The following is a 14,959-nucleotide window of genomic DNA, read 5'->3' as shown; positions in this document are numbered from 1 at the left end:
TCCCTCGATCCTCTCCTAGGGTCGCGCCCGATCCGACCCTGAGATAACGCCCGCATGCCCTCCTTGCGCTGCCCTTCCGCTGCCCCTGATCCGTAACCTGCAAAATCGCTGATACCAGCTCGGTTTCGGCTGTGGCCATGATCACTACCCGCTCGTACTCTGGATTATGGAGTTCGTTGCGGAAGGGATGACATCGTGGTCCGGCAGTGGTCAGGGAAAGAAGCCCGCGCCCTCCGCGATGCAAAGCGGATGAGTATCCGGGAGTTCGCAGCACATCTGGGAGTGCACGAGCGACTGGTCTCGAAATGGGAGGCAGGCGGCACCCGGGTGCATCCCCGCCCGGTGAATCAGGCCGCCCTCGATACATCTCTTGCGAGGTCCGACGATGTAGTGCGGGCACGGTTCGCGGCGTTGATCGATCAGCCCCTAATCGATCGACCTGCACCTGATTTCGAGGTGCGCGGTACGAATTCCGCGCACACCAAGTATTCGAGCGACGCGGAACTTTTGGCACTCGTAGACGCCGGTGCGATGAGAGGTGATGCGTTAGCAGCGATTTCGGAGAGGGATCTGATCATGGCGGCTGCCCACGAAGCAAGCGAGCACGCCGGCCGAGCCGAGGCCACCAACGTCGGTGCGTCCGCGCTGGAGCAACTCGACGCCGACGTCACGCGCATCGCCAACGATTACGTACACATACCGCCGGTTCCGATGATGGTCGAAATGTTACGGGTTCGCCGCAGGGTGTACCGATTGTTGGAGGGCCACCAAAGGCCCTCGGATACAAGCCATTTGTACCTGCTGGCCGGTACGCTTTCGGGCCTGCTCGCCAATGCCAGCACAGACCTCGGCTATCACGACGCCGCGGGCGAACAGGCAAGGGCCGCTTGGGCTTACGCGGAACTATGCGGACACAACGGATTGCGGGCCTGGACGCGCGGGATGCAGGCACTGATCGAGTACAAGTCCGAGCGCCCGCGGCGCGGGGTCATGCTGGCCCAGAACGGGCAGCAGTATGCCGAGTCGGCGACGGCCCGGGTGCGGCTGCACAATATCGAGGCCCGCATCTGGTCCAAGCTGGGCAGCGTCACCGACACCCAGCGGTGTATCCGCGAGGCCGATTCCGCCCGTGAGGGCACCGATACCGATTCGCTGCACGACGAGGTGGGTGGGGTCTTCGGCTTCAACGAGCCCAAGAGCCACTACTACGCCGGGGCCACCTACATCCATCTCGACCAGGCCGAACCCGCCCTGGAGGCGACCCGGCGGGCCATCGAGCTGTACACCAGCGGCCCGGAGGAGCAACGCTCCTACGGCGCCGAATCGCTGGCTCGTGTCGACAACGCCGCCGCACATCTGATCAACGGCAGCCTCGACGGGGCCGCCGAGGCGTTGCGGCCGGTGCTGGAGCTGGCCGAGGACAAGCGGATCGCGCAGCTCGAGGAGCGGCTGACGGGGTTGCGGCGCCGCATCGCGGCACCCCAGTTCCGAGACGCGATGGAGGCCCGCCACCTGGACGAACGCATCGAGGAGTTCTGTGGATCGGCGGCGGCCGTACGGATGATTCCGGTACATCTGTCGGCGTAGAGGCGACCAGTCCGGGAAGAGTGGACCGGCATAAATAACGGCTTGCCGGCCAGTGGCACCATGGGACAGGTGAGCCCTACCAGCCAGTCACCTCATCTGCCACCGCGGGTTCTGGAGCAGTCGACCAAGCTCCAGAACGTCGTCTACGAGATCCGTGGGCCGGTACACGCGCATGCGGCGCGACTGGAGGCCGAGGGCCACCGCATCCTGAAGCTGAATATCGGCAACCCGGCGCCGTTCGGGTTCGAGGCGCCGGATGTGATCATGCGCGACATGATCGCCGCGCTGCCGTATGCGCAGGGCTATTCCGAATCCAAGGGCATCCTGTCGGCGCGGCGCGCCATCGTGACCCGCTACGAGCTGGTGCCCGGCTTCCCGGAATTCGACGTCGACGATGTCTACCTGGGCAACGGCGTCTCCGAGCTGATCACCATCACCATGCAGGCGCTGCTCGACAACGGCGACGAGGTGCTGATCCCCGCCCCGGACTATCCGCTGTGGACGGCGATGACCAGCCTGGCCGGCGGCACACCCGTGCACTACCTCTGCGACGAGTCCAACGGCTGGCAGCCCGATATCGCCGATATCGAGTCGAAGATCACCGATAGGACCAAGGCGCTGCTGGTCATCAACCCGAACAATCCGACCGGTGCGGTGTATTCGACCGAGGTGCTGCAGCAGATCGTGGACCTGGCCCGCAAGCATCAGCTGCTGCTGTTGGCCGACGAGATCTACGACAAGATCCTCTACGACGACGCCAAGCACATCTCGCTGGCGACGCTGGCGCCGGATCTGCTGTGCCTCACGTTCAACGGCCTGTCCAAGGCGTACCGGGTGGCCGGTTACCGCTCCGGCTGGCTGGTGATCACCGGGCCCACCGAGCACGCCGCCGGATTCCTGGAGGGCATCGACCTGCTCGCCTCCTCGCGACTATGTCCGAATGTGCCCGCGCAGCATGCGATTCAGGTGGCGCTCGGGGGTCATCAGAGCATCGACGATCTGGTGTTGCCGGGCGGGCGGCTGCTGGAACAGCGCGATGTGGCCTGGGAGAAGCTGAACATGATTCCGGGTGTGTCGTGCGTGAAGCCGAAGGGTGCGCTGTATGCGTTCCCGCGGCTGGACCCGGAGGTGCACGAGATCCACGACGACTCCAAGCTGATCCTGGATCTGCTGCTGCAGGAGAAGATCCTGATGGTCCAGGGCACCGGCTTCAACTGGCCGCATCACGATCATCTTCGGATCGTGACGCTGCCGTGGGCGCGCGATCTCGCGGTCGCGATCGAGCGTTTCGGCAACTTCCTGGCCAGCTACCGCCAATAGTCCGCTTCTCTTCGCCGAGAAACCGACCGTGAGTATGAAAAATCGAGGTTTTTGAAGACTTAGCTAGCGCAAAGATCGGCCGTTTGTGTACAGTAGTCCTTGGCACTCAGGTGCCCGGCCGAGCCGCCTACCCCCCTGGGCCGCTCGGCTTTGGATTCGACCGCCTACCCCCCCTGGGCCGTCGGATCCCTGGGCGGCGGAGACATCCCCCTGCTCTCCGCCGCCCCCTCCCGAATCTCTCACCTGCGCATTCGCTCGAGTTTCCCGCTGCCGATCCGGCTTTCGGCGCACGGTCCGCGCGGCCCCTCGGCGGTGCCGGTCATAGTGATCTTGAAAATCAAATCCTTTAAGCTCGCTTCGGTCAGGCACGCTATGGACAGGTAGGGACCGGTGAGCGACCACCATCACCACCACGATCACTCAGGGCCGATCGCGATCGGTGCCACTGCGGCCCGCGTGGTCGTCGGGCTACTCACCGGCATCGGGGTGCTCGTCGTCATCGGCGTCATCTTGTTGTGGCCCAGCCGTCAGCACGTCGACATTCCGCTGCCCATGCAGAACGGCGGCGGCGGCGCGGTGCAGACCGAGGCGGGCACGGTCGTCATGCAGGACCTGGGTCCGTGCGGTAGTCAATCCAACGGCAAGGTATTCGACGACACCCCCCAGCCACCGCCGACCAACGCCTACACCTGCCAGCGCAGCCTGGTGTCGATCGAATCCGGACCGCATCAGGGCAAGCACACCCTGCTCGAAATCGCCCCGGGCCCAGGACAACCCGATCTGCGGGCGGGCGATCACATCAGGATCGTGCGGCAGAACGATCCGAGCGGGGTGCCGAATTATTCGTTCGACGACTATTCCCGCGGGTGGCCGCTGGCGCTGATCGGCATCATCTTCACGATCGTGATCGTGGCGGTCGCGCGCTGGCGCGGGCTGCGGGCGGTGCTCGGCCTGGTCTTCGCCTTCGGCGTGCTGGTGGCGTTCATGCTGCCCGCCCTGTTGGACGGCAAACCCGCATTGCCGGTGGCGCTCGTGGCGGGATCGCTCATCCTCTATGCCGTGCTGTACCTGGCGCACGGGGTGAATCTGCGGACCAGTTCGGCACTGCTGGGCACCTTGAGCGCGATGGTGCTGGCGACGGTGCTGTCCTGGGTGGCGCTGAAGGTCACCCATGTGACGGGATTGTCGCAGGAGGACAACACCAACGTCGCCACCTACATTCAGCACGTCAGCATCACCGGGTTGCTGCTGGCCGGATTCATCATCGGTTCGCTCGGCGTGCTCAACGACGTCACCATCACCCAGGCATCGGCGGCCTTCGAACTCGCCGCCCTCGACGAAGAGGCGTCCCGCCGTGAGGTTTTCACCGCGGCCATGCGGGTGGGCCGCGACCACATCGCCAGTACCGTCTACACCCTGGTGCTGGCCTACGCCGGTGGCGCGCTGCCGCTGCTGTTGATGTTCTCCGTGGCCGGACGGTCGATGCGCGACGTGCTGACCGGCGATGCGGTGGCCATCGAGATCACCCGCTCCGCCGTCGGTGGCATCTGCCTGGCGCTGTCGGTGCCGCTGACCACGGCCATCGCGGTCCTGCTGGCGCGACCGTTCACGCTACGACCGGAACCCGCCGAGGCACACCACAGTCGCGGCACCCAACGCCGGGCAGGGCTCCACTCTCGCGCCGCCGTCCACGCACACGGTCCCGAAGACGAGCACGACGACGACCACGAGACCCGGTATCCGGCCGACCATCTCGAGGAATACTCCGGCAGCAGACGGCGATCGAGCGCGGATGCCCACCCTGCACCCGGCTACTCCCGAGGGCGGCACTCCGGGGTGGCCACGCACGGTCACCATGCCGAGGACGACCAGGGATCCGGCTACCACCGCGGTCGACGCCCGGGGGACGACTGGAATGTGCCACTCGCCGAGGAGGATCTGCCGGACCGGCACAGGGCCGACTACGAGGCCCCCGGCTACGACGCACTGCCGGGGACGGACGGCTACGCACACGGCCCCGGCAACGGCCACGGCGCCAGGCACGCCGTCGACGACTACGGCACCGCCGATGGGGGCTACAGCGACGACTACCCCGACAACGGTTCGAGCGCCTACTACCCCGATACCGGCCGGGCACAGGGCCATTACGCCGACGACCACGCCCAGCCATATGCCGGCGAGTACTACCCCGGCCACGGCCTGGACCGGAGCTCACCCGGTTATGCCGACGATTTGGCGGAGCCGGCTTACGAACAGGACCCCTCCGGCCCGCGATACGACCGCACCATTGATCGGCGGCACACCTTCAGAAGGAATTGGCCGCCGGACGATTACGACGACCGATAGAGAGCACGCTCGTCGAAGGATGGGCCCTCGAACTCAGGGCCCTGGAATCGGGAACTGCGGAATCACATTCGGCGGAATCGTCGGGACCACGATCGGCGGGAGACCCGGGACGACGATCGTATTCGGTCCCGGCGGAGGCGGCGGCGCCTCGGTGGTGGTCTGATTCCAGCGCGGCGGAGGCGCGGCGATGGAGGCATTGGTGGTATCGGTCGGCGACGGCGAGAGCGAGGGCTCGAGCGCGGCCGGTCGAGGGGTGCTGGTCGTGGAGGAATCCGACGAGGACTTGCTGCTCTGCGAATTCCCCTGCAAAACCTGCGGGGCCCAGCCCAATCCGAGGCCGACCGCGGCCACCACCACCAGCGCACCGGCCGCCACCCCGGCGACACTCAGCTCGCGCCGGCGCCCGCGGGCCAACTCGAGGCCACGGCCGTGTGCGGTCTCCCGGCGACGGCCGCGGGGCGGGGGCGCATCCGCCAGCCAGGCCGGGGCCAGCTGCTCGGTGTCGGCGGTCTCCATCGGCGGCTGCTGCGGTGGCGGCGGGGCAACCGTCCGAGCCGGGCGGGCCAGCAGCGCGGCGCCGCGGGCCACCACGGATTCCGGATGCGCGGGCACCACCACCGGCATCCCCAGCCAGCGCCCCAAAACCCGCGTCACCAGCGGAATCTGGGCGCAGCCACCGACGGCGATCACGGCTTGCACCGCCTGCTCCGAGCGCATGATCACATCGCGGGTCATCCGGGCCGAGGACTCCACGGCCAGCATGATCAGCGCCTCGAAATTCTCCTGCGAGATCAGCACCAGGCCGTGCTCGGACGGCAGGGCGACCGCGGTGTTCACCGACAGCTGCTCCTTCGCCTGGCGGCACACCGCGTCCAGCGCGGCCAGGCCCGCCGGATCCGGCGGGTGCGCAATGCGTCCGGAGGCGATCTGCTGTTCGCGGATCAACGAATCCAGATAGTCGCCGCTGATGTCGCTGGTGCGCTCGCCGTAGCAGATCTGGCGGCTCGCGACGTCGACCACGCTCACCGACAGACCCGAACTGCCCAGGTCGTACAGGGCAATGGTGCGGTAGCCGGACAGCTCGCCGGCCGACTCCAGAAATTCCAGCGCCGCAACAACCTCGGGCACCAGTTCGTAATTGGTCAGCTGGCGCCGGGCCAATGCGGCACGCAGGGCGCGGGCATGCTGTTCGCTGCGGTAGGCGATGGCGGTGGCGCCGATATCCGGCGTGGCCGACAGGGCCGCACCGACGGTGTCGGCGGCCAGCTCCTCCACGCGCTGCTCGTCGACCTGCAGCGTTTGAAGATCGAAGTGATCGGGCGCGAAGCGTTCGGGGGAATTCCCGGGATGCGGACGCGCGACGCGAAGCGCGCCGGCGCCGACCGAAACTCCCAGTACCGAACTCATCTGCTGCCCATCTCGTTTCACACTCCACGACGTGCGCGGCGGCCGCCGCCTGCGGATGGCCAGCGCCTCCGGGCCCGCCCTCACCTCGCACGGGTGTGGGTCACTGTACCTGTTCCCGACACCCTACGACGTGCCGAGCCCCGCGTACACCCATCCGGCATTCCGCCATCTGTCGCGCTCGAGACAGTTGCGGCCATCGATGATGGAACGCGCCCTGACCACCGCATTCAGATCCTCCGGCCGCAGGGCGGTGAACTCCGCCCATTCGGTGAGGACCAGCACGACGTCGGCGCGGTCGCAAGCCTCCGTGACCGAGGTCGCATAATTCAGCGTGGGGAATACCTTGCGCGAATTCTCCAGCGCTTTGGGGTCGTAGACGGTGACGACGGCACCGTGCAACTGGATCATCCCGGCGACATTGAGGGCGGGCGAATCCCGGACGTCATCGGATTCCGGTTTGAACGCCGCACCCAGCACGGCGACATTCGCACCCAGCAGCGAGCCCCCGCACGCCTTGGCGGCCATATCGACCACCTTGGTGCGGCGGCGCATATTGATGTTGTCGACCTCGCGCAGAAAGGCCAGGGCGTGGTCGGCGCCCAGCTCACCGGCGCGCGCCATGAACGCGCGAATATCCTTCGGCAGGCAGCCACCGCCGAAACCCAGCCCCGCGTTGAGGAATCGGCGACCGATGCGGGCGTCGTAGCCGAGCGCATCGGCCAGAACGGTGACATCGGCACCGGTGGCCTCGCACACCTCCGAGACCGCATTGATGAACGAAATCTTCGTCGCGAGAAAGGCATTCGCGGAAACCTTCACCAATTCCGCGGTGGCCAGATCGGTCGACAGGAACGGCACCTCGGCGGAGAGCAGATCGGCATAGATCTCGCGCACCAGCTCCTCCACCCAGGCGGCGTTGTCGCGGCCGCGATCCACGCCGAGGACCAGGCGGTCCGGACGCAGGGTGTCCTGCACGGCGTAGCCCTCCCGCAGAAACTCCGGATTCCAGGCCACCTCGACCTCGGTCGACGCGGCGGCCCGGGCCCGCGCGCCCAGGGCGGTGGCCGTGCCGACGGGGACGGTGGATTTGCCGATGAGCACCGCCGGACGCTCGAGCATCGGCGCGAGCGTATCGACCACGGCGTGCACGTACTTCAGGTCGGCGGCGTATTCGCCCTTCTTCTGCGGGGTGCCCACGCCGAGGAAGTGCGCGTCGGCATGGTCGGCGGCCTCCTCGTAGGAGGTGGTGAACCGCAGCCGGTTCCGGTCCAGATTGCGCCGCAGCACCTCCTCGAGCCCCGGTTCATAGAACGGCACCACCCCGTCGGACAGCTTGGCGACCTTGCCGGGGTCGACGTCGACCCCCACCACCTCGTGCCCGAGCTCCGCCATGCACGCGGCATGAGTGGCTCCCAGATACCCAGTCCCGAACACCGTGAGACGCATGATCGATTGGTAAGCGCCGGCGGTGGCCACCCCGCGACCTGAAGGCAAGTCGTCGGGCAACATCAGATGTACAGGCGGAAACCCGCACGTCAGAGCGGTCGGAGATTAACCGTGGTTCGCACGCGGGACGGCGCCTCGCGAGGTACTGTTATCGAAAGTACCTGCGGGCTCTGGTTTTCTCGGCCATGGCCGCTCCGCCCAGGCGGCGACGCCGACCATCCGGCGTTCCGGTCCGGACCAGCCCGGACGGAAGGAACGACATTGTGACCGACATGCGATCACGGTCGGCCGACACTCTGTCACCACCGCTGCCTCATCCGCCGTTCCGCGTGCCAGTGCTCGGCGATATCTTCACCACCGACTTCACCAAACCTTGTCAGCGCCTCGCCGAGCAGGCCAAAGAACTGGGGCCGGTGTTCGAGCAGAGGCTGTTCGGCTACCCGTCGATCATCGTCTCCGGCACGCAGGCGGTCGACGAGGTCAACGACGAAACCACATGGGAAAAGCACCTCGGGCACGTGTTGATGAAACTGCGGCCCCTCGCCGGCGATGGGTTGTTCACCGCGTTCAATCGTGAACCGAACTGGGCCAAGGCCCATAACATCCTCGCGCCGGCGTTCACCAAGGCGGCGATGGCGACCTACCACGCCACCATCACCGCGACCGTGCGCGAACTCGTCGACATATGGGCGACACCGCCATCACCGCCATGGGTCGACATCCCTGCGGCCATGAACGCGCTGACCTTCGAGATCATGTGCCGCACCGGGTTCTCCCACTCCTTCGACTCGCTCGGCCGGCCGGGCGACAACCCATTCGTCGAGGCGATGGTGCGAGGACTCACTTTCGCCAATCGACGCACCAATGTCCTCCCCCGGTTCGAACGCATTTTCCGCCAGCGCGAACTGCGTCAATACCGGTCGGACCTCGCCTTTGCCCATGAAGTCGTCGACACCATCGTCGAGGCGAGGAAAACGCAGCCCCGCCGCGAACACCGCGACATCCTCGATCTCATGCTCGACAGCGTCGACCCCGTTTCGGGCGAAGGACTCGACGACACCAACATCCGCAATCAAATCCTCACCTTCCTGGTCGCCGGTAGCGAAACCGCCGCCAACACCATCGCCTTCGCGCTGCACTACCTGTCGATCCACCCCCGCATCGCCGACGAAGTCCGCACCGAACTCGACCAACGCTGGCCCACACCCGATTTCCCCGCCATCGACTTCGAAGACGTCGCCAAACTCCGCAGCCTGCGACGCGTCGTCGACGAAACCCTGCGGCTCTGGCCTACCGGCCCCGGCTATTTCCGACGCGCCAAACGCAATACGACCCTCTGCGACGGCCGCTTCCGATTCAAACGAAAGGACTGGGTACTGGTACTGCTGCTGGCAGCACAGCGAGAGCCGGTCTGGGGACCGGACGCAGATGAATTCAACCCCGACCGATTCCTCCCGCAAAACCTCCGCAGCCTGCCTTCGCGAAGAATCTACAAGCCGTTCGGCACCGGACCGCGCTCCTGCATCGGACGCCAATTCGCCCACCACGAAATCGCGGTCACCCTCGCCGCCGTTCTTCACCAGTTCGACCTGGAGCCCGACCCCCGCTACCGACTGAACGTTCGAGAAACGATTACCCTCAAGCCCACCGGGCTCCGGTTACGTCTACATCCCCGAAGGAGATGACCGCGCGGATAGGCTTGAAAGCGTTGGTGGGGAAGGTTTTCGGCTGGAGCCGGTGACGGGAATCGAACCCGCGCCAGCAGCTTGGGAAGCTGCAGTTCTGCCATTAAACTACACCGGCCTGCCCGTTCGGGCGCTCTGGAGACGATAGCAGATCGGCGGTCCGGGGGTGCAAGTTCGCCGGTCGGGCCCGGGTCAGGTGAGCGGCTCCCGGGCCGGGCTCAGCATCCACATCCCCCAGCCCGCGCGGGGGAACTGCAGGGTGAACGAGGTGAGGTACATCGGCTGGTGGGCGCCGGTGGCGGGGTCGACGAGGGTGACCGAGTTCATGGGGGTGGCGTCGGCGGGGGTGGTGTTCCACATGCGGTCCCATTCCGGGGCCCTGCTGCAGGCGCGGATGAGTGGGCCGCTGATCTCCGGCGGCATCGAGGGCAGCGCCAGCGCCCGCATCGAATACACGAAACGGTGCGCCACCGATTCCCAGTCGGCGAGCACCGCGCGGGCGTCCGGTTCGGTGAGCAGCCACTCCATGAGGTTGGTGCCCGCCGTCATGCCCGGTAGCGCGCGCCTCACGGCGGCGTTGGAGTGGATGATCCGGTAGGTGCGGACGTCCTGATAGAAGGCGGGGGTGGCGATGGCCTCGAGGGCCGACGTCTCGTGCGGTGTCGGCCGGTTGGATTCGGGCTGCACCGGGACCGCGTACATGGCGACCAATGCCGGAGCGGCGTCGGGGTAGACGCCGAGCGCCGCGAGCAGCGGTCCCAGCACGGACTGGCTGATGGGCCGCTTGTTGCGTTCGATGGCGGACAGGGTCTCCTCGGAGATGCCGACCAGATCGGCCAATGCGCCCTGCGTGAGGTTGGCGGCGACTCTGCGTTCGCGAATGAAATTTCCCAGGTTATGGAGAGACTGCGACATGGAGACGACCTATTCGGGAGCGGTTTTCTGAAGGGGACGACGAGTGTAGGTCCGGCCACCCGGACACGATGTACGGGTCGGAACTATTGACTCCCGGACGACCGCTCAGCAATCTTGATTCTCGTGCGGCATGCGTGCCGCCGGTCCGGTCGCGCACGGTTGGCGGCCCGGATGATCCGGGGGTCGGGGTGGATGACCGACTCGCCGGAGGGGAGAGCCGGTCACCCGCCCGACCCCGCCCGGTGCGGGCGCGGCAGATGCAGGCCGAAATACACCGCCGCCATGCGCAGCGCGAACACCAGGCCCGCCGACACCATGGCCGCGGGGCCGGGGCCGGACCCGAGCCAGTGCATGCCCAGATAACAGACCGCCCCGATCAGCGCCGCGATGGCGTAGACGTCCTCGCGCAGTAACAGGGGCGGAAATTCGCCGCACAGCACATCCCGCACGACCTCGCCGGTCACACCGGTCATCACCGACAGGATGAGCACGGCCAGCGGCGTCGCGCCCGCCTCGATCGCGGCGCGAGCACCGATCACGGTGACCACCGCCAGCCCGATGGCGTCGACCACCAGCAGGGAACGCCGCGGCAGGGTCCGGAACCGCAGGTAGGCGATGGTGGCGAGCCCGACGCCGCCGATCACCGCCAGCAGAATCCAGTCGTGGGTCCAGTACAGCGGGTACCTGCCCAGGATCAGATCGCGGAGCGTACCGCCGGAAATCGAGGCGGCAAACGCCAGCGCCAGACCGCCGAACGGATCCATATTGGCCTTGTACGCAGCCAGGACTCCGCTGGCGGCGAAGGCCGCGACACCGACCAGATACAGCACGTGCAGCATGCGCCCATAATCGCAGCAACCTTCCGGCGGCCTCCATGCCAGCCGCAAGTGGCCCACGTCCGGGCACTAGGCTCTTCGACGTGCTGCTTTCCGATCGCGACATTCGTGCCGAGCTGGCCAGTGGACGGCTCGGCCTGGAACCGTTCGACGAGAAGCTGGTTCAGCCGTCGAGTATCGATGTGCGCCTGGATCGGATGTTCCGGGTGTTCAACAACACCCGCTACACCCACATCGATCCCGCGCAGCGACAGGACGAGCTGACCACCCTGGTCGAACCCACCGACGGGGAGCCGTTCGTGCTACATCCGGGCGAGTTCGTGCTGGGCTCCACCCTGGAGGTGTGCTCGCTGCCCACCGACCTGGCCGGACGCCTGGAGGGAAAGTCCAGTCTCGGGCGGCTGGGCCTGCTCACCCATTCCACCGCGGGATTCATCGACCCGGGTTTCAGCGGCCACATCACCCTCGAGCTGTCGAATGTGGCGAATCTGCCGATCACCCTGTGGCCCGGGATGAAGATCGGGCAGCTGTGCCTGTTCCGGCTCAGCAGCCCGGCCGAGAATCCGTACGGCAGCAGCGCCGCGGGCTCCAAGTACCAGGGCCAGCGCGGTCCGACCCCCTCGCGGGCGTACCTGAACTTCCCGCTGCCTGACCAGTCCCGGCCCTGAAACGACACGGCCGCAGGCACTTCGGGGAAGTACCTGCGGCCGTGGGCGATCACTGCGGCGGTAGCACGTGCGCGCCGGACCTGTCGGTCGACAGGGCCAGCGAGCTGATGTACTGGATCTCACCGGCGGGCCCGGGGACCGCGGAGGCGATCATGTCCGGCCGCTCGAAGTCCATGCCGGTGATATGGCAGGTGAGCGTTTCGCCGGACGGATTGCCGTGCTCGTCGAACATCGGCAGCTCGATGCCGTCGTCGGTGCGCCGCAGGTAGTACTTGCCCTTGGTGGCCAGCGCGGTCAGCGGGGTTGCGACGAAGGCGATCACGACCGCGACGATCGGCGAGTACGGCTTCAGCGCCTCGCCGAACACTCCGAAGAACGTCATGATCGACAGCACCGCCGACAACCCGAATCCGACCGGCCCCACCGGGTTCAGGTTGTAGAGCATGCCGCGGCGGAACTCCGGCTCCTTCGGCGAGATCTTCAGCAGATACTTGTTGACGGCGATATCGGTTGCGACGGTGACGATCCAGGCGATACCGCAGTTGGCGTAGAAGCCGAGGATGTTGTTGAGGAAGTCGAACATGTTGGCTTCCATCAGGATCAGCGCGATCGCAAGGTTGAGGCCGAGGAACAGCAGTCGACCGGGATAGGTCTTGGTGACGCGGGTGAACGAGTTGGTCCACGCCAGCGAGCCCGAATACGCGTTGGTCACATTGATTTTGATCTGGCTGATCACCACCAGCACGACCGCCAGCGTCATCGCCAGCCACGACGGCACCATATCCCGGTAGATCTCCAGGAACTGATGCACCGGCTGATTCGCGATGTCCTGTGCGCCAGGCAGATTCGCGATCAGATACACCGCCAGGAACAGGCCCACCACCTGCTTGATCGCGCCGAAGACCACCCAGCCCGGCCCGGCCAGCAGCACCCAACCCCACCACTTGCGGGAGTTCTCCGGCGTTTTCGGCGGCATGAACCGCAGATAATCGATCTGCTCGGCGATCTGGGCGATCAGCGACAGGCACACACCCGCGGCCGCCAGCACACCGGCGACGCTGACCGGGTTACCGTCCTTGCCTCCGTAGGCGAAGAACGAACCGATCGAATCCGGATGCCGCACAACGAGAAATGCAAACGGCAGCACCATCAGCAGCAGCCACAGCGGGGTGGTCCACACCTGGAGTTTGGCCAGGGTGTTCATGCCGTAGATGACCAGCGGGAAGATCAGCACCGTCGACACCAGGTAGCCCAGCCACAGCGGAATGTGCAGGCCCAGATTCAGGCCCTGGGCCATGATCGAGCCCTCGGTGGCGAAGAAGATGAAGGTGAACGATGCGAACACCAGATTGGTGACCACCGAGCCGTAGTAGCCGAAGCCGCTGCCGCGGGTGATCAGATCGAGGTCGATGTTGTAGCGCGCAGCGTAGTACGCGAGCGGGAATCCGGTGAGCATGACGACGACGGCGAAGATGCCGATGCCCAGCAGCGCGTTTCCGGTGCCGTTGGCGATGCCGACATTGGCGCCGATGGAGAAGTCGGCCAGGTAGGCGATGCCGCCCAGGGCGGAGACCCCGACCACCGCCGGACTCCACTTGCGGTAGCTGCGCGGCGCGAAGCGCAGCGTGTAATCCTCCAGGGTTTCCTTCGTCGCGGCGACCGAATTCGCCTGCCGCGTTTGCACGTCGACCACTTGCACTCCTCACTCCCGCCCATCGCGAGCAGGGTTCGGAGATCGAGAGTCGGGTGTGAATGTAGAGTCACTTTTGCCGGATAGTTACAGATGGGTAACGTCACACAATTCGGACCACCCGCGTCGTTCCCGGCATGTTTTCGGCCGGGACTAGCAAGCCTCCACGGCCGCCTTCACGTATCCCGCCGACTGGTAGAGGTACTGGTATGCCCATCGCAGCGGGGAGATGCGCGGGTGCGCCACGACGATCAGAATCTCGCCGTCCCAGCACTTCCCGAGCACGTAGCGGGCGCGGGACACGTGCGGGGTGAAGGTCACCACGATCACCCGGCGCCACTGACCCGCCCGCGCCCGCGCGGCCAGCTCGCGGCCCTCGCCGCGGGTGGTGCGCGGGCTCGGATCGAAACAGTCCACCGCGAAGCGGTAGCCACCATGGCAGATCCGGTTCATCAGGGCGCTGTGCTCGTACGGATCGGAGAACAGCACTCGGGGTGCATACCCGTCCCGGGCGAGCCGCAGCCCCAACTCCTCGCGGCCGTCGTGGGCGCCGCCGAGCACCAGGATCGCATCGGCGGGTGCCGGGTCATCGATGGGCGGCCGCACGTACACCGGCCACAGCGCGGCCACCGCCACCACGATGCCCGTCACCAGCACCACGGCCGTCGTGGCGTACCGCTTCGGTCGAGATGCGGCGGCGGGCACGGGCGCGGATCAGCTGGGGTTGATGCATTCGGTGGCGATCTTCTGGCCCACGTCGTGGGCCTTGGCCGCGTCCTCCTTGCTCAAACCCTCGGTGGCGTCGCCGGACTGCGGGGGCTTGTTGTTGCCGGACTTGAACATCAGGCGCAGGCCCTCCTGCGAAATGCCCGAGTCCATGAAGTGTTTGGCGGCGCAGTCGGCCAGCTTCGGGTCGCGGAGTCCGGTGCTCTGCATGTAGTTGGCCACATCGGCCTGGGTGACCTGCGGCTCGGAACTCTTTTGGTCGGAGCCGCAGGCCGCCAGCAGCGGCAGGGCGACGAATGCGGCGGCGATCAGCGAAATCCTCAACTGTTCCTC

Annotated in this window: 11 protein-coding genes, 1 tRNA gene and 1 pseudogene; 5 read left to right on the top strand and 8 right to left on the bottom strand. The window is 66.4% G+C overall.

Annotated features, from left to right (window positions below):
- Positions 1–576 precede the first annotated feature (576 nt).
- From IU452_RS10860 to IU452_RS10850, 3 genes and pseudogenes are all read left to right on the top strand, one after another.
- Complete coding sequence (locus IU452_RS10860) at positions 577–1,587, top strand: XRE family transcriptional regulator (protein WP_228817120.1); 1,011 nt, start codon at positions 577–579, stop codon at positions 1,585–1,587.
- Between the two features lie 60 nt (positions 1,588–1,647).
- Positions 1,648–2,907, top strand: coding sequence for a pyridoxal phosphate-dependent aminotransferase (locus tag IU452_RS10855; protein ID WP_195108804.1), 1,260 nt, complete (start codon positions 1,648–1,650; stop codon positions 2,905–2,907).
- A 390-nt stretch (positions 2,908–3,297) separates the two neighbouring features.
- A pseudogene (locus IU452_RS10850) lies at positions 3,298–4,554 on the top strand (YibE/F family protein); the annotation flags it as partial.
- Positions 4,555–5,286: 732 nt separating this feature from the next.
- Here the strand turns inward: IU452_RS10850 and IU452_RS10845 are convergent.
- Both IU452_RS10845 and IU452_RS10840 read right to left on the bottom strand, forming a co-directional pair.
- Positions 5,287–6,660 (bottom strand): Hsp70 family protein, encoded by a 1,374-nt coding sequence (locus IU452_RS10845; protein ID WP_195108803.1) that lies wholly within the window; start codon positions 6,658–6,660, stop codon positions 5,287–5,289.
- Positions 6,661–6,783: 123 nt separating this feature from the next.
- A complete protein-coding gene (locus tag IU452_RS10840; protein ID WP_195108802.1) occupies positions 6,784–8,106 on the bottom strand; it encodes a UDP-glucose dehydrogenase family protein in 1,323 nt (440 codons plus the stop codon).
- 272 nt (positions 8,107–8,378) lie between these two features.
- Here IU452_RS10840 and IU452_RS10835 point away from each other — a divergent pair, with 272 nt between their 5' ends.
- Entirely contained in the window at positions 8,379–9,791 is a 1,413-nt protein-coding gene (locus IU452_RS10835; RefSeq protein WP_195109020.1) for a cytochrome P450, read from the top strand.
- A 44-nt stretch (positions 9,792–9,835) separates the two neighbouring features.
- Here the strand turns inward: IU452_RS10835 and IU452_RS10830 are convergent.
- From IU452_RS10830 to IU452_RS10820, 3 genes are all read right to left on the bottom strand, one after another.
- Positions 9,836–9,909: transfer RNA gene (locus tag IU452_RS10830), tRNA-Gly, on the bottom strand.
- A 74-nt stretch (positions 9,910–9,983) separates the two neighbouring features.
- Positions 9,984–10,706: a helix-turn-helix domain-containing protein gene (locus IU452_RS10825; protein WP_195108801.1), complete on the bottom strand. Its 723-nt coding sequence runs from the start codon at positions 10,704–10,706 to the stop codon at positions 9,984–9,986.
- 221 nt (positions 10,707–10,927) lie between these two features.
- Entirely contained in the window at positions 10,928–11,545 is a 618-nt protein-coding gene (locus IU452_RS10820; RefSeq protein WP_195108800.1) for a trimeric intracellular cation channel family protein, read from the bottom strand.
- An 80-nt stretch (positions 11,546–11,625) separates the two neighbouring features.
- Between IU452_RS10820 and dcd the strand changes: the two genes are divergently transcribed.
- Complete coding sequence (dcd, locus tag IU452_RS10815; protein WP_195108799.1) at positions 11,626–12,210, top strand: dCTP deaminase; 585 nt, start codon at positions 11,626–11,628, stop codon at positions 12,208–12,210.
- A 49-nt stretch (positions 12,211–12,259) separates the two neighbouring features.
- On the opposite strand, the gene IU452_RS10810 is transcribed toward dcd, so the two are convergent.
- The 3 genes from IU452_RS10810 to IU452_RS10800 all read right to left on the bottom strand — a co-directional run bounded on the left by IU452_RS10810 (position 12,260) and on the right by IU452_RS10800 (position 14,950).
- Positions 12,260–13,903 (bottom strand): purine-cytosine permease family protein, encoded by a 1,644-nt coding sequence (locus IU452_RS10810; RefSeq protein WP_195108798.1) that lies wholly within the window; start codon positions 13,901–13,903, stop codon positions 12,260–12,262.
- A gap of 150 nt (positions 13,904–14,053) precedes the next feature.
- Positions 14,054–14,605 carry a YdcF family protein gene (locus IU452_RS10805; protein WP_324192546.1) on the bottom strand — a complete coding sequence of 184 codons (552 nt, stop codon included), beginning with the start codon at positions 14,603–14,605 and terminating at the stop codon, positions 14,054–14,056.
- A 9-nt stretch (positions 14,606–14,614) separates the two neighbouring features.
- Entirely contained in the window at positions 14,615–14,950 is a 336-nt protein-coding gene (locus IU452_RS10800) for a hypothetical protein (RefSeq protein ID WP_195108797.1), read from the bottom strand.
- Positions 14,951–14,959: the final 9 nt, after the last annotated feature.

Origin of the sequence: Nocardia transvalensis, assembly GCF_015477765.1 — a bacterium.
Classification (GTDB): domain Bacteria; phylum Actinomycetota; class Actinomycetes; order Mycobacteriales; family Mycobacteriaceae; genus Nocardia; species Nocardia transvalensis_A.
The sequence above is the reverse complement of the archived record's forward strand: the minus strand, read 5'-3'. Positions and strand labels throughout refer to the sequence as shown.